Source organism: Sphingomonas sp. (assembly GCF_031361285.1).
Lineage (GTDB): Bacteria > Pseudomonadota > Alphaproteobacteria > Sphingomonadales > Sphingomonadaceae > Sphingomicrobium.
Genome location: NZ_JANMCO010000105.1, coordinates 14,337 through 36,153, shown reverse-complemented (window position 1 = coordinate 36,153; position 21,817 = coordinate 14,337). Strand labels below are relative to the sequence as shown.

Sequence of the window (21,817 nt, the reverse complement as noted above, 5' to 3'; positions counted from 1 at the left end):
CGTCAGCCGCGATGGCCGCGGGCTATAGACGCCCGGTTAGCAGGGGGACAAGGTTAGTTGAGTGAGTTTGTCATGAGCTGGCGCGGCGAATGGCCCGCTCAACCAGCGCTTTGTCGACAATCTGCGCGACCGGCTCGTGCGTCCCATCGGCGCCCCGGCGGGTAAGGACGAGGCAGAACTCCTCGCTTCCCGGCAAGGATTGCAGGGAGAGCGGCTGGGCGGCGCGGAGGCGATCTTTGGCGGCTTCGCCGGTGTCGGATTTTGACTCGGGGCGGCGAGACTGGCGCTCGGCAGCGACCAGGGCCTTGAGACCGCCGTCCCGGCTCTCGACCAGCGCTTCAAAGCCGCCGAGCGCGATCCCTTCCCGCTGCGCAAAAGACAGAGCGGAGGCAAATTCGGTCAACCGGGTTTTGTCATAGTCGATGCCGAACACCAGCTTGACGATCGGGGTCATCGGCGCGCGAGCCTGGGCTTTGACGCCTGAGTCTTCGAGCAGCTCAGCATAATCGTCTGGGTCGCGCCTGGCGGCGATGGCGAAATCATAAGCCTGGCCAAGGGCACGATAGAGCGCGGCGCGGCTGCGATGGTCAGCTGATTTAACGACTTCGGCGGTCGCCCGTGCGGCGCTCAGCCAGTCGGCCAGTCCGGCGTCCTCGGCAAGACTGATTGCGGGGATGTCGCCGGCAACATCGTCATCGGCGTCCGACAACGGGCCGTCGTCCCAAACCGGGTGCGGTTCGTCACGCTGGATCGGCATTGCAACATAATTGTCGAGCTCTAGCGGCGGCTCGTCGAACTCGGGCTCGCTGGACCCAATGGCCGGAACGATGACCGCGGCGGGCTGGCCCTCGGCGGCCTTCCAGTTGATCACGCCGTAAATGAAATCGATCGTGTCGCCGTCCGATGAGAAGGGCATCAAGATACCGCGATAGCAAATGGCCTGGCCGCGCTGATTGACGAATTCGGCCTCGAAACCGACCGGCGCGCGATTGGCGATAATCTGGAGGTAATGGTCGGTCAGTCGCGACAACAGGGACCGGCTGGGAATGTCGGCGATGCTCTCGACGGCATCGTCGAGGCCGCACTCTTCGCGAATGGCCTCGCCAATATAGGACGTCGCCGGGTTGTCGCGGCCGCCGGTGAAGTCGAGCAATACGCTGTTGGAGGCGAAATCGGTGACATTGTGGGGCTCGAGGTCTTCGACCGATGGGTAATCGCGCCCATCGAGCAGCGAGACCCAGTAGTTATAGGCGCGGACGTGCATCCGTCGCTCATCGGAGCCAATCGCTGCCGCTATGTCTTCCGCCGTCGCGGCGTCGGTCACCGCAGGCAGGTCGAAGTCACTCAGATGATCGCGAAATCCGTCCATTTTGCGAGGTCCCACTTCTCCAGTCCTGACGAGGAATGCCGGACAAGCTTTACGAAAGCGTTAAGCATAACCATTCAACCGCGGACCGGGAGCAGTCCTTGCCGCGCTGCCGACCTGCTGTTAGGGGTGCGCGCCTCCGGGAAATGCCGCTTTAGCTCAGCTGGTAGAGCACATCATTCGTAATTGGCAGGTCATCGTCGAAATGCGAATAATGCCAAAGGGCTGGCGGGGCGAAGGGGAAGTTAGTAGGGCATTAGTAGGGTCAATTGCCGCTTTAGCTCAGCTGGTAGAGCATCGCATTCGTAATGCGGGGGTCGTGGGTTCGAGTCCCCCAAGCGGCACCACTTCTGCCATTTTAACAGATTTGCGGAGTGTCTGCTTTTGGTGGAAAGCGGGCATTGGCGAGTCCGCCGCAAGGCATTTCTGGCCGTGAGCAAGCAGGCCGCTTTTAGTCACGAATTGAGATGATCGGCCTCCCGATACGCCACCCCCGGACGCCTACGCCGCGGCAGCTGAAATCGCCTTTGTGGCCCGGCCGCGCTCGCTGGTTTGCTGCTGGTCCTTGTGGAGGTTGAGGAGGGACTGCATCAGCTCCTCGTCGGCGCTCGACATTACGCCCAGCACCTCGGCTTCGTCGCAGCCGTCCGCGGTCAGATAGGCGTGACCCATGTTCGAATCGATATAGATCGACTGACCCTCGCTCAGCGTGACCGGATCGTAGAATTCGGTCGCGACGATGATCTTGCCTTTGAGGACATAGACATATTCCTCGCCGGCATGATGCGCGAGCTCGCCGAACTGCTCGACGCTTTTGGCGCGGATCTTGGTGATTACCGGCACCATGCGTTTGCGCCGCAATTCGGTGCACAGATAATAATAATCGTAGTTCGGAGTTTCGACCCGCACCGCCTGGTCGATGTCGCCGAGACTGCGCCGCGCGGTGACCTTCGGCACTGTTTCGGACGGCTCGGCGAACAGGTCCGACATGCGCATGCCGAGCCGCTGGCTCAACTGGTAGAGCTTGTCATAGGTCAGGGTTAGGCGGTCGTGCTCGACCTTTGACAGCGTCGAGACCGGGATCCCGCTCTTGGCGCTCATCTGCTTAAGCGTCAGGCCCTCCCGATCGCGCAGACGGCGAAGCAAAGTGCCGAGGGTCGGCGTGGACGTGGACATGAGCTTCGAATCCTCCTCGGCATTGACGAATTCTCCAATCAGGATATCAGCGTCCCAATCAGGATGTCTTCGGGCAGACCATATCGGCCCAGGCAATTTCGAGCAATCCTCGAACGGGGGAGAAGATCATGAAGTGGTTTGCGGGGCTCACAATCGGAATCGCCGGCTTGATCGGCACCATCGGCTTCGCCCAGGACCGGGCGAGTCTCACTTCCGCCCTGGTGCCGCAAGCCGCGCCCGCGGCCGCGCCGGCGACTCCAGCCGGCCTTGCCCAGGCTTCGGCCGCACCGTCGCTGTCGAAGCAGGATGTCGATGCCTGGCTGGACGGCTACATGCCCTACGCGCTGAGCAGCGGCGATATTCCCGGCGCGGTCGTGGTGGTCGTCAAGGACGGCCAGATCGTGACCGCGCGCGGCTTTGGCTATGCTGATGTCGACAAGCGAACGCCGGTCGATCCGGACCGGACCCTGTTCCGGCCGGGCTCGGTTTCGAAGCTCGCTATCTGGACTGCGGTGATGCAGCAGGTCGAGCAGGGCAAGATCGGCCTCGACAAGGACGTCAACGGCTACCTCGATTTCAAGATTCCGCCCTTCCACGGCCAGCCGGTGACCATGCGCCAGTTGATGACCCACACCGCCGGGTTCGAAGAAACCGCCAAGGGCATCATATTCTATGACCACAAACATCTGCTTCCGCTGGGCGACTATCTGAAGCGCGAGACACCCAGGCGGATCTACGCTCCGGGCACCACTCCGGCCTATTCGAACTGGGGCACGGCGCTTGCCGGCTACATCGTCCAGCGGACCTCGGGCGAGGATTTGAACGACTATCTCGACCATCACATCTTCGCCCCGCTGGGGATGCGCAATTCGACCTTCCGCCAGCCGCTTCCGGCCAACCTCAAGGGCCAGATGGCGCTCGGATACGACAAGCCCGGGCAGCCGTCGCTCGGTTTTGAAATCATCGGGCCCTGGCCGGCCGGTTCGGAAGCCGCGTCCGGCACCGACATGGGCCGGTTCATGATCGCCCATCTTCAGAACGGGCGCGGATTGCTGCAGCCGGCAACCGCCGCGCTGATGCACAACAGTCCGACCTCGGCGGTCAATCCGATGTCCTTGATTCCGCCGCTCAACCGAATGGAGCTCGGCTTCTTTGAAACCAACGTCAACGGGCGCGAGATCATCGGGCACCTCGGCGATACCGAGGCTTTCCACACCTCACTTCACTTATTCATGAAAGACGGTGTCGGCTTCTACGTTTCGTTCAACAGCCCCGGAAAAGCGGGCGCTGCGGGAACCTTGCGCAAGGCGGTATTCATGGACTTCGCCGACCGCTATTTCCCCAACATCGCGCCAGCCGATGGCCGCGTCGATGCCAAGACCAGCGCCGCACACGCCCAGCAGCTGGCCGGCGTGTGGCAGGCCAGCAGGCGTTGGGAAACGCATTATTTCTCGATCCTCAACTTGCTTGGCCAGTTTAAGGTCGGCGTCGACAAGCATGGCGGGCTGGTTGTCCCAAGCCTGGTTGGGCCGAACGGGCGGCCCCAGGAGTGGGTCGAAATCGCCCCCTTCGTGTGGCGCGACCGCACCGGGCATGACCGGCTCGCGGCAAAGGTCGCGGATGGCAAGGTGGTGCGCTGGGCGACCGACTTTTTCTCGCCGTTCGAAGTGTTCGACCCGGTTCCCGCAGGCAAGTCGAGTGCCTGGATTCTGCCCGTCGGCGGCGCCAGCGCACTGGTCCTGCTGCTGACCGTATTGGCATGGCCGATCGGGTGGTGGAACCGCCGCCGCTACAAAGCCGAGTTCGCGTTGACCGGCCTCGCGCTCAACGCCTATCGCGCGACCCGCATCACGAGTCTGGCGGCCCTTGCCATCCTCGTCGGTTGGGGCGTCGCCTTCACTCTGGCGTTGACCAGCGCCGCCTACCTGACCGGATCACTCGACTCGCTCTTGTGGTTCCTCCAGATCGCCGGGCTGGTGGTTTTTCTTGCCCTGGTTGCGGCCACGATGTGGAATGCGCGGCTGGCGTTTCAAAAGGGCAATCGCTGGAACCGCAAGCTGTGGGCCGCCGTCATGGTTCTGGCCGCGCTGATCCTGACCTACGTCGCGTGGACCTTCGGCCTGTTCGCAATGACCGTGGATTATTGATGCCGCGCGTGTTGATGCAGGTCGCGACGGAGACGTTGCGGCTTGCAAAGCCGTTTCGGATCGCCGGTCGCGTGTTCGAATGCTCCGACGTTGTCGTGGTGACGCTGTGCGACGGCGACCTGCGCGGGCTGGGCGAAGGCGGCGGGGTATTCTTCCTCGGCGACGATGTCCCGCACATGCTCGCGGCGCTCGAGGCTGCGCGCATTCCCATCGAAGCCGGCGCGGGGCGCGATGAGCTGCGATCGATCATGCCGCCCGGCGGCGCGCGCAACGCGGTCGATTGCGCGTTGTGGGACCTCGAGGCGGCGCGGGCCGGTATGCCGGTGTGGCAACTCGCCGGCGTGGCCGAACCCCGGCCATTGCGCACCACCTTTACGCTGGGGGCCGACACTCCGGCGATCATGGCCCAGGGCGCGCGCGACTATCGCGAGGCGCGTTCGATCAAGATCAAGCTCACTGGCGACCTCGCGCTCGATCGGGAGCGAGTGATCGCAATTCGCCAGGCGCGGCCCGACGCGTGGTTCGGCGTCGATGGCAATGAGGGCTTCACCATGGACGATCTCGAGCCCCTCGTCGCGACGCTCGTCGCGCAGCGGGTGTCGCTGCTCGAGCAACCGCTGGCGCGTGGTCGCGAGGCGGATCTCCAAGGTCATCGCTGGGCGATCGCGATCGCCGGTGACGAAAGCATCGTATCGCTCGACGATCTCGCCGGCGCGGTCGGGCGGTTTGACGTGGTCAACATCAAGCTCGACAAGTGCGGCGGGCTGACCGAAGGCCTGATGATGGCATCTGAGGCCCGCCGGCTCGGCCTCGGCGTGATGGTCGGCAACATGGTTGGAACAAGCCTCGCAATGGCTCCGGGATTCATCCTTGGCCAGGGCTGCGACCTGGTCGATCTCGACGGGCCGACTTTCCTCCTCAAGGACCGCCAACCTTCGGTCGAGTATCGCGATGGAACCGTGTTCGCCGGCCCGTCGGTATGGGGATCGGGGGAGCTAGTCGCGGCATGACCGCCGAACGGACCTGGTTCGGACAGCCGCGCGGCCTGACCGTCCTGTTCCTCACCAACATGTGGGAGCAATTCTCCTACTACGGCATGCGCGCGCTGCTGGTTTACTACATGACTAAGCAACTGCTGATCAGCCAGGGCACGTCGTCGGTCATCTACGGCACCTATACCGCCTGCGCGTATTTCACGCCGATCCTGGGCGGCATCATCGCCGACCGCTACCTCGGCAAGCGGCGCGCGATCATCATCGGCGCCAGCGTTATGGCGGCGGGTCATTTCATGATGGCATTCGAGCCTTTGCTCTACCTTGCGCTGGCCACCATCGCGCTTGGCAATGGCTTGTTCCTGCCGAGCCTGCCGAGCCAGATCAACGACCTCTACCATCGAGACGATCCGCGCCGCGCGTGGGCGTACAATGTCTACTATGTCGGCATCAACATCGGCGGGTTCCTCGCGCCGCTGGTGTGCGGCACGCTCGGCGAGTTGTACGGCTGGCACTACGGCTTCGGAGCCGCCGGGATCGGGATGTTGCTGGGGCTGGTCATCTACCTCGCCGGCCAGCGCCATTTACCGCCCGAACCTCCGCGCGACCGGACGACGGCCGCCGGCCAGGCCAAGGGTCGGATGGCTCGCGAGACCGTGTTGGCTCTGCTCGCCGTCGCTTTGTCGGTGACCGTCTTTCGCGGGGCTTACGAGCAGGTCGGCAACACCGTCGCCTTGTGGGCGGACGCCGGCGTCGACCGCCGCGCCGGCGGCTTCATCATCCCGATGACCTGGTTCATCTCGCTCAACCCGCTGTTCGTGATTTTGATGACCCCGCCGCTGCTCGCCTACTGGGGCCGCCGCGCCGCCGGCGGGCGCGAGCCGGCGCTGGCCAGGAAGATGGCGTTCGGAGCGCTGATCGTCGCGCTGGCCTATCTGATGCTCGCCGCCGCCGCGGTGCTCGGGGGCGGCCAACCGACCGGCTGGACATGGCTGTTCGCGTTCTTCGTACTGTTCACGTTCGGCGAGCTGTTCATCCTGCCGACCGGACTGGGACTGTTCGCCCGGCTTGCGCCACCCGGCATGGGCGCCACCACGGTTGCCGCATGGTACCTCGCGATCTTCGCCGGCAGCCTCTCCGCGGGACTGGTCGGGACGCTGTGGAGCGACATGAGCCACGGTGCCTTTTTCGGGTTGCTGGCGGCAATCTCCGCTGTCGCCGCGGTGCTGCTGTTCACCCTCGATCCGATGGTCCGCTCGGTGGTCCGGCGAAGGGATGCTGAAAGTCTTTGACAATTCTCTGTTTGGGCTAATAGTATCCTATTCAGGACAACAGTCGAAGCCGTGGGGAATTACCGGCCGAGACGTTGTCGGGGGAGATACAGATGACAATCAACCGAACCGCCTTGATGGTCTCCAGCGCGCTTGCCGCTCTGGTCGTTTCCGCGCCGGCGAATGCCGCCGCCGCACAGGATCAATCGCTCAATTCCGCGGCGCCGACCGACCCTGCCGCGGCGTCCGCGCCCGCACCAGCCGCTGCCGACGATCCGGCGGAAATCGTCGTCACTGCTCAGAAACGAACCCAGTTGCTGATCGACGTGCCCCAATCGATCACCGTCGTCAGCGGCGCCAAGTTGGAAGAGCAGCACGCCAACGGTTTTGCCGATTATCTTAAGCTCGTCCCCGGCCTCCAACTCGATCAAAGCACGCCCGGGGAAGGCCGCCTGATTTTGCGCGGCGTCAACACCGGCGGCGTCGCATCGACGGTCGGCGTCTACATGGACGAAACCCCGTTCGGATCGAGCAGTGGCCTAGTCAATGGCGCCATCATGGCGGGCGATTTTGACACGTTCGACCTCGACCGCATCGAAGTGCTGCGCGGGCCGCAGGGCACAATCTATGGCGCGAGTTCGCTGAGCGGCGTGCTCAAATTCGTCACCAAGGCACCCTCGACCACGGGCGTTGTGGTGCGCGGCCGGGCGGGTGTTGAAACCGTCGATGGCGGCGACACAGGCTATTTCGGCAACTTGGTCGTCAACGCGCCGCTCGGCCAGACGGTCGCGCTCAGGGCGTCGGGTTATTACCGCAAGGACGGCGGGTTCATTGATTCAATTGGAACCGGCGGCTCCGACACTGAAAAGAACATCAACGATTCGAAACTTTACGGCGGTCGCGCCGCGCTGCTGTTTCAACCGAGCGATGCCGTTTCCATTCGTCTGACCGCACTCGCCCAGAATATCCGGACCGACGCTCCCTCGATCGTCGAAAGCGACCCGGTCACGCTCAATCGCCTTTACGGCGGCCTCACCCAATCGCAGTTCATTCCGCAATTTACCGACATCAATTACCGGGTCTACAACGGCACCGGAATCTTCGATCTTGGCTTTGCCAATCTCACCAGTTCCACCAGCTACAGCACGCAAAAGCAGCGCATCAGGATCGACCTGACCAACTCACTCAGCCCGCTGATTGCCTTTTTCTTCGGGACGCCGAACGAGCTTCTGGAAAGCCAGCACACCGATTCAACCAAGTTCACGCAGGAAGTGCGACTGTCGAGAGAATCTGACCGACTCGATTGGTTGCTCGGCGGATATTACACCCATGAAAAGGGGCTGATCCTCCAGGATTTCTTGGCGGTCGTTCCGGGCACTCTGACGCCGATCGTCGGGTTGCCAACGCTGGCTCACGCCCAGCTTTCGTCCGTCTATCGCGAGATTGCGGGGTTCGCTGACGTCACAGTTCATTTGACCAACCGATTCGATGTCGATCTGGGTGGACGTTACAGCCATAACAAACAGTCGGCGCATCAGGTGAGCGACGGCGCGCTGGCTGGGGGCTTCAACGACCTGCCGGTCAACAGATCGAGCGAGAATGTGTTCACTTTCTCGGCGGCGCCGCGCTTCGAACTGAATGATCATGCATCGGTCTACGCCCGTGTAGCCAAAGGCTTCCGGCCGGGCGGCCCCAACGTCCTGCCGCCGGGCGCGCCTGCCGCGCTGGCAAGTTACCGCTCGGACTCGGTCATCAGCTACGAGGCTGGGGTCAAAGTACAAAGCGCCGACAACCACTTGAGTTTCGACGCGGCGGCATTCCACATTGACTGGAAGAATATTCAGCTGTTCGCCATCGTGTCGGGCTTCGGAATCAACGCCAACGGCGGCGGGGCCAAGAGCGACGGCTTCGAATTCACCGCGACCGCGCGCCCCGTTCGCGGGCTCGATCTGTCACTCAACGGCGCCTACACCAACGCACGGCTGACCACGGACACGCAAATAGGTGGCCTTGCTGGCGACAAACTGCCGTTCACACCAAAGTTCAGCTTGGGTCTCAACGGCGATTACATCTGGCCGCTTAGCGGATCAGTCACCGGTCATGTTGGGGCGTCGCTCCGCCACTTGTCGGGCCAGTCAGGGGGATTCGACGCCGGTTACCGGGCCACCTTCGGGCATCAACGCCGGATCCGCGCCTATAACGTCGTCGACCTCGGCGCCGGCGTCGATTTCGGCAAGATTTCGCTCGATGCCTATGTCAAGAATCTCGGCAATAGCGCCGGGCGCACGTCGACCACCGGCACCGTCGTATTCGGCGCGTTCCCCATCTATCCCAATGGCGCCATCGGCACGGGCGTCATCCGACCGCGGACCATAGGCTTGAGCCTGACCGCCGGACTGTGAGCCGGTGGTCCTAACTAGGGCGGACTTGCTCGAACCGGAGGCGCGCGATGCTCGACCCGGAGAGCTGCCGTCGCCTTATCTCCTGTTTCTCGGGGACACCGTCGAACCGGGCTATGCGAAGACCGCATTTGGATTGCGCGACTGGGCGCGCGAGCGGTGCGTCGGCGAGGCGACGCTGCCCGGCGCGACCGTCACTACCGGGCTCGATCGGCTGACGCCGGCCGAGGCGCATGCACGCGGCGCCCGATCCATGGTGATCGGCGTCGCCAACCGCGGGGGCATCATTCCAGAATCGTGGACCGCGAGCTTGGTGGAAGCGCTCGAGGCCGGTCTCGACATCGTCGCCGGCATGCATTCAAGGCTGGCTGACATTCCGGCTCTGCAAGCGCTGGCCAACCGACTTGGACGCCGGCTGATCGACATTCGCACGCCGCCGACGATCATTCCCACCGGGACCGGGGCCCGCCGCTCAGGCAAGCGCGTGCTGACCGTCGGGACCGATTGCGCGCTCGGCAAGAAGTACACCGCGCTGGTGCTCGCCCGGGGGCTGCAGAGCCGCGGCATCGACGCGCAGTTTCGTGCGAGCGGCCAGACTGGCATTATGATCGCCGGCGAAGGGATTCCGATCGATGCAGTGGTGTCCGATTTCCTGGCGGGAGCTGCCGAGATGCTCAGCCCCGCCGCGGCGCCCGACCATGTGGACGTGATAGAGGGCCAGGGCTCGCTGTTCCATCCATCCTATGCCGGGGTGTCGCTGGGGCTGCTGCATGGCAGCCAGCCCGACCTTTTTGTGGTCTGTCATGATCCGACGCGGGCCGGCATCCTGGGCTATCCCGGGCGCCCGCTGCCGTCGATCGAAGAGGTAATCGCCGCGACCATCGAGCTGGGACGGGTGACCAATCCGAGGATCCGCTGCGCCGGAATCAGCTTGAACACGTCCGGGCTGACCGACGACCAGGCACAAGCCGAGCTCGACGCCACCGAGGCCCGTACCGGCCTGCCGACGGCTGACCCGATGCGTGGCGGCCCTGCGCTCGAGCGCTTGCTTGACGCGTGCGCGCAATGACTGCGGACCCGCCTGAGGTTCGCGGATCGACCTGGTTCCAGCGCTTTCTGCTGCCTGGTTTCGCGTTCAAGGCGGTGGTCATCGGCGGCGGCTACGCTACCGGCCGCGAGATCGCCGAATATTTCCTGCCGAGCGGCCCGTGGGGCGGCCTTGCCGCGATGTTTCTGTCAACTATCCTGTTCAGCCTGATCTGCGCCCTCACGTTCCTGTTCGCGCGAGCGGTTGGGGCGCAGGACTATCGAACATTCTTCAAGCAGCTGCTCGGCCCCGCCTGGTTCGCGTTTGAGGCCGCCTATCTGCTGTTCATCATCCTCATCCTGGCGGTTTACGGCGCGGCCGCGGGAGCGATTGCGGGCGCGATCTTTGGAGTCGCCGAAGTGTGGGGCACGATCGCGCTGGCGGCCGCGATCGTCGCCATTGTCACTTACGGCAATGCGTCGGTCGAGCGCATGTTCGTCTACGTATCCTACCTGCTGTACGCAGTGTATTTCCTGTTCATCGTGCTCGCACTGACCCAGTTCGGCCCGCGGATCGCTTCGGGCTTCACGCAGCCCGGCGGGAGCGCCAGCTGGCTGGCGGGCGGAACCGTCTATGCCGGTTACAATATCATCGGCGCGGTCGTCGTTCTGCCAGTTGTCCGCCACCTGACCAGCAACCGCGATGCGATTGTCGCGGGGGTGCTCGCCGGCCCGCTGGCGATGCTCCCGGCGGCGCTATTCTTTACCGCGATGGTCGCCTTTTACCCAGCGATTGCGGGGCAGACTCTGCCGTCCGATTTCCTACTCCAACAGCTCGACATCCCGCTGTTCCATTTGCTGTTCCAACTGATGATTTTTTCCGCTTTGCTCGAAAGCGGCGCTAGCTCGGTTCATGCGATCAATGAACGCATCGCGCGCGCGCTTCTCAACAACCGCGGGATCGCGCTCGGCAATCGCGCTCGCCTGACGATCGCGCTGGTGCTGCTGATCGGCTGCATGTTCGTCGCCGACCGCTTCGGCCTCGTCGCGCTGATTGCCACCGGATATCGCGCCTTGGCCTACGTCCTCATCGCCGTCTATGTCATCCCACTCCTGACGCTCGGGCTGTGGCGGCTGACCCACGACGGACCACAGCAGGAGCTCGCCGCATGAAAAGTCTGGCTGCCTTCGCTTTCCTCGCCTTGGCTTCGCCCGCGCTGGCTTCACCGCCCGCCGGATTCGAGCAACGAGTCGAGCAATTGCGCACCAATTATGGCGCGCCGGGCGTGTCGATCGCGATTGTCGAAGACGGCCGGCCGACGCTCGCTCGGGGCTGGGGAGTGCGGGAGATCGGCAAGCCCGATCCTGTCGGGCCGGACACCATCTTTGGCACCGGTTCGACCGGCAAGGCCTTCACCGTGGCCGCGCTCGCAATCTTGGTCGATGAAGGCAAGCTCAAGTGGGATGACAAGGTCATCGACCACATGCCCGATTTCCGCCTCTGGGATCCGTGGGTGACGCGCGAGATGACGGTGCGCGACCTGCTTGTCCACCGCAGCGGCCTCGGGCTCGGCGCGGGCGATCTGATGTTCGTTCCAAACAGCGATCTGTCGCGCAAGGAAACGGTTCGGCGGCTGCGCTTCATCAAGCCGGCAACCAGTTTTCGCAGCGCTTATGCCTATGACAATGTGCTCTACATGGTGGCCGGCCAGCTGATCGAGGAGGTCAGCGGCGAGACCTGGGAGCATTTCATGCATGCCCATGTCTTCGCTCCTCTGGGCATGACCCATTCAACCAATTCCGACGCAGAGTTTCAGTCGACAGCCGACCGCGCGCATCCGCACGGCCGGTTCGATGGCGCGATTGTCGGGCTTGGCCGTCAGCAGCCTTATGATGGCAATGCCACGCTGGCCGGGAACGCCGCGCCGGCCGGCGGGCTCGCGATCAGCGCCAACGACATGACTCATTGGCTGCTGACGCAATTGGGCCACGGCCAAATCGCGGGAAGCAACACGCGACTTTTTTCAGCCACGCAGTCGAACCAGATGTGGAGTCCGGTAATAATCCAGCCGATTGACCCGCGTCCGCCTGAATTCGCCGCCACCCAGCCCAATTTCTATACTTATGCGCTCGGCTGGGACGTTCAGGATTATCGCGGCACCAAGATCCTCTGGCACGGCGGCGCGGTGTTCGGCTCGCTGACCGCGGTAGCGCTCATCCCCGACAAGAATGTCGGCTTCTCGATCGCGGTCAACAGTGAAGAAGGCGAGATCGTCCGAGGCTTGATGTATGAGCTGCTCGACCATTATCTCGGACTACCCGCTGGCGGCTGGCCAGAGAAATATCATGCCTACAAGCAGGCGAGGCTCGCCGAAGCCGCCAAACTGGTCGGGTCTCAACAGGCGAAGCCGGCGCGGGTCGGGCCGTCGTTACCGCTCAACCGCTACAGCGGCGATTATGTCGACCCCTGGTACGGCACCATCAAGGTCCGCCGCTCGGGGTCGAACCTGTCGATAGAGTTCCCGCATTCGACCGGCATGGACAGCGTGCTGATCCACCACCAGTACGACACGTTCCGAACGCAACCGGCGCTGCGCTGGATCGAACCAGCCTATGTCACGTTCTCGATCGATGCCGACGGCAAGGTCGACCGAGTGCGGATGAAGCCGGTCTCGCCGCTCGCCGACTTCAGCTTCGATTATCAGGATCTCGATTTCACGCCAGTCGCGGTGGCTGGCGGCAAGGAGTAGGATGATGCGCAATTGGCTTTCGCTCGCAGCGGCCGTCTCGACCTTGGCTATCAGCGCCTGCTCGTCGGCCCCGGCGCTCGCCCCAGTCGTCGCCGCAGCGCCGGTCCCCGCGGTTGCCGCCACTCCGGCCTACGACCTGCTGATTCGCGGCGGGACGATCTACGACGGCAGCGGTGGCGCGCCTTATGTTGGCGATGTCGCGGTTCGCGGCGACCGCATCGTCTATGCCGGCCCGACCCAGCCGGCCACGGCCGCGCGAACCGTCGATGCGCGCGGTCTCGCGGTTGCGCCAGGCTTCATCAACATGCTGAGCTGGTCGAACGAATCGCTGCTGGTCGACCCGCGCGGGCAGAGTGAACTGCGCCAAGGCGTGACTCTTGAGGTGATGGGCGAAGGTTGGTCGATGGGCCCGCTCAACGACGCAATGAAGGCGCTTTCGGTCAAGCAACAGGGCGACATCAAATATCCTATCGAATGGACCACGCTTGGCGACTATCTCAAGTTCGTCGAGCGCAAGGGCACGTCGCTCAACATCGCCTCGTTCGTCGGCGCGACCACGGTGCGCCAGCATGAGCTTGGCGAGCGCGACATCGATCCCAATTCGGCGCAGCTCGACCGCATGCGCGCGCTTGTCCGCCAGGCGATGGAGGAGGGCGCGATGGGCGTCGGCAGTTCGCTGATCTATCCGCCCGCAACTTTCGCCGAAACCGACGAGCTGGTCGCCCTGGTCACCGAGGCGGGCAAGTGCGGCGGCATGTATATCAGCCACATGCGCTCCGAGGGCGACCGCCTGGTCGAGAGTGTTGACGAGTTGATCGACATTTCCCGTCGTTCGGGTGCACCGGCCGAAATCTACCATCTGAAACAGGCCGGGCGCGCCAATTGGGGCAAGCTTGATCAGGTGATCGCGCACGTCGAGGCGGCGCGCGCGGCGGGCCTACACATCACAGCCGACATGTACACCTACACCGCCGGCGGGACGGGCGTCGCGGCATCGATGCCGCCATGGGTCCAGGACGGCGGCACGGCGGCGATGCTGAAGCGGCTCAAGAATCCCGCCATCGTTGCGCGGATCAAGCGCGAGATGGGGAAGCCCGGCACCAATTGGGAAAATCTTTATTTTCACGCCGGGCCCGACGGCATTCGCCTCGCCAGCTTGGCTGAGCCGACGCTCAAGCCGCTGATCGGCAAGACCATCGGCGAGATCGCAAAGCTCCGCCAAGTGAGCCCGGAGCAAGCCGTTATCGACATCACGCTGGCCGATGAAGGCCGCGCCGGCGCGATCTATTTCCTGATGAGCGAGGACAATGTTCGGCGTGAGACCGCGATCCCGTGGGTCAGCTTTGGCTCGGACGCCGAGGCCTCTGCCCGCGAGGGCGTGTTCCTGAAATCGAGTACGCACCCACGCGCCTACGGCAATTTCGCGCGCTTCCTCGGCAAATATGCGCGCGACGAGAAGACGGTACCTCTGCCTGAGGCGATCCGCCGGTTGAGCGCACTGCCAGCCGCGAACCTCGGCCTTAGCGACCGCGGCAAGCTTGCCCCCGGCATGGCGGCCGACGTCGTGCTGTTCGATCCCGCGACCATCGCCGACCACGCGACCTTTGACCAACCGATGCAGTATGCGACCGGCGTGCGCGACGTGTTCGTCAACGGTGTCCAGGTGCTTGACGGCGGCGAGCCGACCGGCGCGACTCCGGGCCGCTTTGTCAAAGGCCCGGGCTGGACTGGCTGGCCCGATGGAGGAGCCTGCCGCAACGGCGGCAAGCGCCCGGCGGTAAGCCCGTGATCGGCGCCGCGCTGCTGTGGCTCGCGGGCGTTTCGGCGTCCGTCCATACACCGGCGATTGAAGCTCATCTGGCGCCGCTGGTCGAAGACTGGACTCGCGCCGGCCGCGAGGCGACATATCGCGACCACTGCGTTTGGTACGACCGCCGCGCGTTCGTCGTGTGCAGCCTGACGGACAGCGCCAGCGGACTACGCGTCGAAGCGATCGTCGGTTACTCCGAACAGGCTCAGCGCTATACCTATGAGAGCTTCGCGAACGACGGGACCAGCCATGTGCAATATGGCTATCCACTTGGCGCCAACGGCATCGTATTCACCGACGAGCGCGTCGTCGACGGCAAGCCGGTGCGGCTGACAACATCGATGATCCCGCAGGCTGACGGACGCCTCCGGCTGATGCAGGATCGTTCAGTGATGGGCGGACCGTGGGAGAAAGCGGGTGAAGTCTATTATGTCCAGCGCCGATAGACTTTCCAGAGGGTATAGGCGCTTTATGTTTGGCCATTGACTCTGGCACGGCCATTTTACCGACGGATCGCGGTCAGCACCGTTGAGGAAATGTCTGCTTTGGGTGGAAACCGGAGATTCGGACTTGGTTGCAATTCTGGCTGAAGCTGGCCGGAAGCAGAGCGTCTGCTTTTGAGCTTATAAACCTCGATTTGAACCATTCGCACAGTTCGATTTCGCTACCTACGGCAGTTTCTAAGCCTGGAGCCTGGGGTGACACCCATCCGCACCCACCCAGTACGGCCGCGCGCGGGCGAGCGAAACCTGCTCCGGTCGAGCTCGCCCAGCGAAGTGTCGCGGAACCATCGCTGCTGCCCGCCCCTAGATGATTGCGCGCTGGCGGTAATCGTCGAGTTGCTCGCCCTCCAGGCCGAGCAAAGTCCGGTAAATCTCTTCGCTGTCCTGGCCGACCGCTTGCGGCGCGATCGATCGGATCGCGCCGGGCGACTTCGACAGGCGCGGGAAGACGTTCTGCATTTTCAGTCCCGCCCAGCGTGGATGGGGCACGTCGACGATCGCCTCGCGCGAGGCGAAATGCGGATCGTCGAGCATCTCCGCCGGAGTGTAGACCCGACCCGCAGGAATGCCGTGGCGGATCATCAGCACTTCGACCTCCGACATCGTCTGGCCGCGGGTCCAGTCGTCGATCATCGCATCGAGCAGGCCCTGGTTCTGGCCGCGCGCGACATGGTCCACGAAGCGCCGATCGCTCGCCAGCTCGGGCTGCCCCATCGCCTCGCACAGCCGGGCGAACACCGTGTCCTGGTTGGCGCCGATCAAATAATCGCCATCCTTGCAGGCATAGGCGTTGGATGGCGCGATGCCGGGCAGGATCGATCCCGACCGGCGGCGGACATAGTTGGCAACGCTGTAATCGGGGACCAGGCTTTCCATCACCTGCAGCACCGCTTCGTACAGCGCGCTGTCGACGATCTGCCCCTCGCCGGTGCGGTCTCGGTGGTGGAGCGCGGCGAGCGCGCCCATGCAGCCATAGGTCGCGGCCAAGCTGTCGCCGATCGACACGCCCATCCGGCTCGGCGGGCGGTCGGGGTCGCCGACGATCGCGCGCCAGCCGCCCATTGCCTCGCCAATCCCGCCAAACCCGGCACGATCCGAATAGGGCCCGTGCTGGCCATAGCCTGATACGCGAACGATAATCAGGCCGGGGTTGTCGGCGTGTAGCACCTCGGGCGACAGGCCCCATCTTTCGAGCGTGCCGGGCCGGAAATTTTCGATCAATATGTCGGCCTTGGCGATCAGCCGCCGCGCCAGTTCCTGCCCCTCGGCTTCGCGCAAATTGGCGGTCACCGACTTCTTGTTGCGCGCCACCACTTCCCACCACAGCGCATGTTCGCCGCGGCCCCAGTCGCGCATCGGGTCGCCTTTTCCGGGCGGTTCGATTTTGATCACCTCGGCGCCCATGTCGCCGAGCAACTGTCCACAGAAGGGGCCGGCGATCAGCTGGCCCATCTCGACCACACGGATGTCCTTCAGCGGACCCCGGTTGGTGCCGTCCATCAGGCGGCAACCCAGACCGGCGGGCGCGGCGGCTCTAGCCCGGTCTCGTCGCGGCAGCGCGCGCGCAATTCGTCGATCGATCCGCCGCGATCGAACAGCGCATTGTCCTTGCCCGCGCCCCTCAATTCCGCCCGCAATCGCTCGGTCGCGGCTTCGTCGAGATGACCGTCGGCGTCAGCAACCACGCCATAGGCCTTGGCCCCTTCGGCGCTGACCAGACCCTGGCGGATTTCGCGCGCGACCAACGCCGGGTCGCGTTCGAGCGGGTCGCCCCATCCGCCGCCGCCCCAGGTGATGAAGTGCAGCATGTCGCCCTCTTCGACCGCCAGGCTGTCGAGCTTGTTAGCAACAACCGTTTTCGTCCCGTCGGCCTTCTCATGGATCTTGCGCGCCCGTTCGCCGGGCCGGCCGCCGTTGACGCCCCACGGGTAGGTGAACCAGCGGTCGTCGTGGATCGACACCGACCCGGCGGCGAGGAAGCGGTAGGTCATCAAGATGCCGTTGCCGCCACGGAACTTGCCCGCGCCGCCTGAGTCCGCGATCGCCTCATACCGCTCGATCCGGAGCGGGAAATAGCGTTCGAGGAATTCGTTTGGCACGTTCGTGAAGCCCGGCCACAGGCTGTGCCCGTCGGGGCCGTCGCCAAACGGTTTTCCCGGAATACCGCCGAAGCCGATCTGGAAAAGCTGGAACCAGTCGCCACGCTTGCCCGGCCGTCCGTCGCGGCCCGAATACATCAGGTGCGGCGATGAACTGAACCCCGCCGCGCACAGGAATTCGGGCGTCCGTTGGCCGAGCAGCCCGCCGAGGACATCGAAAATCCGCCCCAGTGCATGGGTCCGGCCCGACAAAGCGGCGGGGTAGCGCGGCTTCAACAATGACCCCTCCGGAATCCGCACGTCAATCAGGTCGTAGAAACCGTCGTTGAACATGATCTGCGGGTCGAAGACCATGATCATGTAGATGCCGAAGAACATCTTGAACATGTTCTCATTCAAGTAGAAATTTATCGACGCGGCCGATTGCGGATCGGTGCCGTCAAAATCCAGAATCACCTTCGACTCCTCGCGCCACATGGTGCAGGCGATCTTGTAGGGGCCGAACCCAACGCCGTCGTCGCACACATAATCCTCAAAGCTGACCGGTTCGGTGCCGATCGAATTCTCGATCAGCGTCTTCATTGCGCGGTGATTGCGCTCGAGCAGCAGGCGCGTCGCAGAGACGTAAACATCCTCGCCGAACCGCGCACATATTTCATCGACCCGCCGCGCCGCGACCCGGCACGAGGCGATCAGCGCGTTCAAATCCGCCGCGCACCAGTCGGGCTTGCGCGTCTGGTGCATCACCAGCTTGATCAGATCCTCATTGTAGACGCCCTTCGCCCAGATCTTGACCGGAGGGATGCGTACCCCTTCCTCGAATATGGCGCGCGCGTCGATCGGCATCGATCCGGCAACTTTGCCCCCGATATCGCTCTGATGCCCGAACATCGCGGTCCAGGCGACCAGCCGCCCGTCGCGATAGACCGGCAGCAGCACCAGCCAGTCGTTCGAATGGCTGACCGCGCCTTCGCAGCTGTAGGGGTCGGACAGGAAGATCATGTCGCCCTCCTCGATCGTCCCGTCGAAGCCCTTCAGGAAGCCATCGATGAAGCTGCCAAACTGGCCGACGATCATCTTGCCGTCGGGGTCGGCTATCAGCGGGAAGGCGTCGCCCTGCTCGCGGATGCCGGGCGACATGGCGGTGCGGACCAGCGTCGCGTCCATCTCGATCCGAGCGTTGCGCAGCGCATTCTCGATGATGTCGAGTGTCACCGGGTCGATCGCCGCTTTGGCGAAGGGCGTATCGTTCTGCTGGATGATCTGGGCAGGCATCAACGTCCCTCCGGGTTGATCAGGATATTGCCGACCGCATCGACCAGCGCGCGGTGGCCCGACAGTACCAGCGTGGTCGCATCCATCTCGGTGATCACCGCCGGCCCGCGTATCGTGTCGCCGGCGCGCAGCCTGGCGCGGTCGTAGATCACCGCGTCCTGCTCGCGCCCGTCCATCCACACCTTGTGATCGTAGAGCCTGGCCGCGACAGGATCGCCGCCGCCGCCCTCGATCCGCTCGGCGCTGACATTGGCCGCCTTGCCCAGCGCAACAGCTCGAATGTTGACGATTTCCTGCGGCACCTTGAGGTTGAAGGTGAACAATCGCTTGTGCTCTGTATCGAACCGCTCGACCAACTCGGCGATGGTCGTGCCGGTCGGGCAATCGAGCGGCACTTCGAACGCTTGCCCCGCATAGCGGACGTCGATCTCGACGCGATGTTCCTGGTCGGCGACCGGCACGCCCTCGGTCGCCAGCTCGGCGCCGACATGCGCCAGTATTTCCTCAATCACCGCGCCAACCTCGGCGTCGTCGGTGTGGGTCACCATCTTGTTGTAGCTGCGCTGCGCATCGACCCGCAGCCGCGTGGTCGCATCGCCATAGGCGCACAGCACGCCAGGCGAGGGCGGGATGATCACCGGCCAGCTGCCCATCAGCACGCCCATCGCGTTGCCGTGCAGGGGACCCGCCCCGCCGAACGCCATCAGGGCGAATTCGCGCGGGTCGTACCCCTGTTGGACCGAAACCAGACGCAGCGCACCATACATCGTCTCGTTGACGATCGACACGATCCCGGCCGCCGCTTCCATCAGCGAAATGCCGAGCGCGTCGGCGATCGTCTGGACGGCGCGCCGCGACGCCTCGCGGTCGAGCTTGAACGTCCCGCCGAGCAAATTTTCAGGCAGATAGCCGAGCACAACATTGGCGTCGGTCACGGTCGGCAAGTTGCCGCCGCGGCCATAGGCGGCCGGCCCCGGTACCGCGCCCGCCGACTGCGGCCCGACGCGAAGCGCCTTGGTCAGTTCGGGCACGCTGGCGATTGACCCGCCGCCCGCGCCAACCGTCCTCACGTCGAGCGAGGAAGCGCGCACGGTCAGATGCCCGACACTGGTTTCGCGACGCAGGCGTGCTCGATGATCCTCGATCAGCGCGACGTCGGTCGACGTGCCGCCCATGTCGAGCGTCAGCACGTTGGGATGACCCGAATTCTTGGCGATCCACACCGCGCCAGCGACTCCGCCGGCCGGTCCCGACATCAGCAGGTTGACCGGCGCGGTGCGGCTCTTGTCCGCGCTCATCAGCCCGCCATCGGATCGTAGCAGGTTGAGTTTCGCCTCACTTCCCCAGCCGCGCAGTTCGCGCTCTAGGTTGCCGACATATTTGGACACGGTCGGGCGCACCGCCGAATTGGCGACGGTGGTCAACGCCCGCTCATATTCCTGCATTTCGGGAAGGATGTCGGCCGAGATGCTGACGGGCACGTTGGGCATTTCCTCAGCGACGATCTCCGCCACACGCCGCTCGTGCACGTCGTTCAAATAGCTGTTGATCAGGCAAACGGTGACCGCCTCGACCTTTTCTTCCTTGAGACGCCGGATGTTGGCGCGCAGCGCCGCCTCGTCGATCTGGCGCACCACCGCACCATCCGCGCCGATCCGTTCGGGCACTTCGATTGTCGCCTCCAGCGGCGCCATCGGTTCGGGCTTGGGCCACACGATCCAGGCAGCAAGCCCGCCTGGCACCAGGCTTCGCGCGATCTGCAATATGTGGCGATAGCCTTCGGTGACGATCAGGCCGACGCGCGCGATCTTGAGTTCGAGCACGGCGTTGGTTGCGACCGTCGTGCCGTGGAGGAACAGCGTCAGCTCGTTCGGCGTGATCCCCGCCCGTTCGCACAAGGCGCGCGCACCATTGATCACCGCTTCCGACGGGTCATGTGGGGTCGATGGGACTTTGTCGCGGACCGTGCGCCCGCTCTTCTCGTCGATGATCAAAAGGTCGGTGAAAGTGCCTCCGACATCGACTCCCAGGCGATAACTCATGCATGCTCCCGTGATTGGGATGGAATGAAATCGCCGGCCAGGCCGACGCGGCTGGGCAAGGCCTTGCCCATGGTGTTGGCCAGCCAGCGGTTAGCGGCGAGCGCGGCGTCAAGATCGATCCCGCACTCGATCCCGCTGCGCCCGAACAGATAGGCCAGTTCCTCGGTCGCGACATTGCCCTTGGCGTTGGGCGCGAATGGGCAGCCGCCTAGGCCGCCCAGCGCGCTGTCGAAAATGCGGCAGCCGGCTTCATAGGCCGCCCAGGCATTGGCCGGCCCCATGCCGCGCGTGTCGTGGAGGTGGACCCGTATCGGCAGGTCGCCGAGCCGTTCTCGGGCTCGTTTGACCATCGACGTGACTTGGGCAGGAACCCCGACCCCGATCGTGTCGGCGAAGGCGATCTCGTCCGCGCCTGCCGCGGCGAGCGTTTCGGCGATATCGAGCACGCGGACTTCGGGCACCGGCCCTTCAAACGGGCAGCCGAAGCTACCCGAGATGGTCACCTGGACCGATAGGCCAGCCGTCTTGGCCAGCGCGATCATCGCGGTGTTGGCGGCCAATCCTTGGAGAACCGTCTGGCCCTGGTTGGCGATGCCGAAGCTATCTGTGGCGACCATCACGCAGCCGATTTGGTCGAGCCCGCGCCGGCTTGCCTTACTCCCCGCGATCGCCCGCTCGACTCCGCGCTCGTTGAGGCACAAGCCGATATATTCAACCCCCGGCGCCTCGGGTAGCCCGGCTACCACTGCCTCGGCGTCAGCCATTTTGGGCACTCTGCGCGAATTCACGAAGCTCGCCACCTCGATTCGCTTGGCCCCGATCGAGACCAATCGCTCAATCAGCGTCAGCTTGTCGCCGGTCGACAGCTCGGCCGGTTCGTTCTGAAGCCCGTCGCGCGGACTCACCTCGACGATCTGGACGCGCCTCTCGCTCATGGCATTTTGTATACAAAGCGCGTTGG

At 64.1% G+C, this 21,817-nt stretch carries 15 protein-coding genes and 1 tRNA gene; 10 read left to right on the top strand and 6 right to left on the bottom strand.

Annotated features, from left to right (window positions below):
* Positions 1–70 precede the first annotated feature (70 nt).
* Entirely contained in the window at positions 71–1,369 is a 1,299-nt protein-coding gene (locus RMO25_RS09875) for a hypothetical protein (protein WP_309662435.1), read from the bottom strand.
* Between the two features lie 268 nt (positions 1,370–1,637).
* Between RMO25_RS09875 and RMO25_RS09870 the strand changes: the two genes are divergently transcribed.
* Positions 1,638–1,713, top strand: a tRNA-Thr gene (locus RMO25_RS09870).
* A 154-nt stretch (positions 1,714–1,867) separates the two neighbouring features.
* Here RMO25_RS09870 and RMO25_RS09865 read toward each other — a convergent pair.
* Positions 1,868–2,542 (bottom strand): XRE family transcriptional regulator, encoded by a 675-nt coding sequence (locus RMO25_RS09865; protein ID WP_309662434.1) that lies wholly within the window; start codon positions 2,540–2,542, stop codon positions 1,868–1,870.
* A 128-nt stretch (positions 2,543–2,670) separates the two neighbouring features.
* On the opposite strand from RMO25_RS09865, the gene RMO25_RS09860 reads away from it, so the two are divergent.
* The 9 genes from RMO25_RS09860 to RMO25_RS09820 all read left to right on the top strand — a co-directional run bounded on the left by RMO25_RS09860 (position 2,671) and on the right by RMO25_RS09820 (position 15,383).
* Positions 2,671–4,689, top strand: coding sequence for a serine hydrolase domain-containing protein (locus tag RMO25_RS09860; protein ID WP_309662433.1), 2,019 nt, complete (start codon positions 2,671–2,673; stop codon positions 4,687–4,689).
* Positions 4,689–5,699 (top strand): dipeptide epimerase, encoded by a 1,011-nt coding sequence (locus RMO25_RS09855; RefSeq protein WP_309662432.1) that lies wholly within the window; start codon positions 4,689–4,691, stop codon positions 5,697–5,699. The genes RMO25_RS09860 and RMO25_RS09855 overlap by 1 nt, the downstream gene beginning before the upstream one ends.
* The gene (locus tag RMO25_RS09850; protein ID WP_309662431.1) at positions 5,696–6,973 is read left to right on the top strand and encodes a peptide MFS transporter; all 1,278 of its coding nucleotides are present in this window, start codon (positions 5,696–5,698) and stop codon (positions 6,971–6,973) included. The genes RMO25_RS09855 and RMO25_RS09850 overlap by 4 nt, the downstream gene beginning before the upstream one ends.
* Positions 6,974–7,065: 92 nt before the next feature.
* The gene (locus tag RMO25_RS09845; protein WP_309662430.1) at positions 7,066–9,354 is read left to right on the top strand and encodes a TonB-dependent receptor; all 2,289 of its coding nucleotides are present in this window, start codon (positions 7,066–7,068) and stop codon (positions 9,352–9,354) included.
* 25 nt (positions 9,355–9,379) lie between these two features.
* Complete coding sequence (locus RMO25_RS09840; protein ID WP_309662429.1) at positions 9,380–10,420, top strand: DUF1611 domain-containing protein; 1,041 nt, start codon at positions 9,380–9,382, stop codon at positions 10,418–10,420.
* Entirely contained in the window at positions 10,417–11,550 is a 1,134-nt protein-coding gene (locus RMO25_RS09835) for a hypothetical protein (RefSeq protein ID WP_309662428.1), read from the top strand. The genes RMO25_RS09840 and RMO25_RS09835 overlap by 4 nt, the downstream gene beginning before the upstream one ends.
* On the top strand, positions 11,547–13,127 hold the full coding sequence (locus RMO25_RS09830; RefSeq protein WP_309662427.1) for a serine hydrolase: 1,581 nt from the start codon (positions 11,547–11,549) through the stop codon (positions 13,125–13,127). Before RMO25_RS09835 ends, RMO25_RS09830 begins: the two co-directional genes overlap by 4 nt.
* Before the next feature lies 1 nt (position 13,128).
* The gene (locus RMO25_RS09825; RefSeq protein ID WP_309662426.1) at positions 13,129–14,916 is read left to right on the top strand and encodes a D-aminoacylase; all 1,788 of its coding nucleotides are present in this window, start codon (positions 13,129–13,131) and stop codon (positions 14,914–14,916) included.
* Positions 14,913–15,383 (top strand): hypothetical protein, encoded by a 471-nt coding sequence (locus RMO25_RS09820; RefSeq protein WP_309662425.1) that lies wholly within the window; start codon positions 14,913–14,915, stop codon positions 15,381–15,383. The genes RMO25_RS09825 and RMO25_RS09820 overlap by 4 nt, the downstream gene beginning before the upstream one ends.
* A gap of 360 nt (positions 15,384–15,743) precedes the next feature.
* Here the strand turns inward: RMO25_RS09820 and RMO25_RS09815 are convergent, their stop codons facing one another.
* From RMO25_RS09815 to RMO25_RS09800, 4 genes are read right to left on the bottom strand one after another with little or no spacing between them, the layout of a single operon-like run.
* The gene (locus RMO25_RS09815) at positions 15,744–16,940 is read right to left on the bottom strand and encodes a CoA transferase (protein ID WP_309662424.1); all 1,197 of its coding nucleotides are present in this window, start codon (positions 16,938–16,940) and stop codon (positions 15,744–15,746) included.
* Positions 16,940–18,814 (bottom strand): hydantoinase B/oxoprolinase family protein, encoded by a 1,875-nt coding sequence (locus tag RMO25_RS09810; RefSeq protein ID WP_309662423.1) that lies wholly within the window; start codon positions 18,812–18,814, stop codon positions 16,940–16,942. The genes RMO25_RS09815 and RMO25_RS09810 overlap by 1 nt, the downstream gene beginning before the upstream one ends.
* Positions 18,814–20,856 carry a hydantoinase/oxoprolinase family protein gene (locus RMO25_RS09805; protein WP_309662422.1) on the bottom strand — a complete coding sequence of 681 codons (2,043 nt, stop codon included), beginning with the start codon at positions 20,854–20,856 and terminating at the stop codon, positions 18,814–18,816. The genes RMO25_RS09810 and RMO25_RS09805 overlap by 1 nt, the downstream gene beginning before the upstream one ends.
* Positions 20,853–21,791: a hydroxymethylglutaryl-CoA lyase gene (locus tag RMO25_RS09800; protein ID WP_309662421.1), complete on the bottom strand. Its 939-nt coding sequence runs from the start codon at positions 21,789–21,791 to the stop codon at positions 20,853–20,855. The genes RMO25_RS09805 and RMO25_RS09800 overlap by 4 nt, the downstream gene beginning before the upstream one ends.
* Between the last annotated feature and the right edge of the window lie 26 nt (positions 21,792–21,817).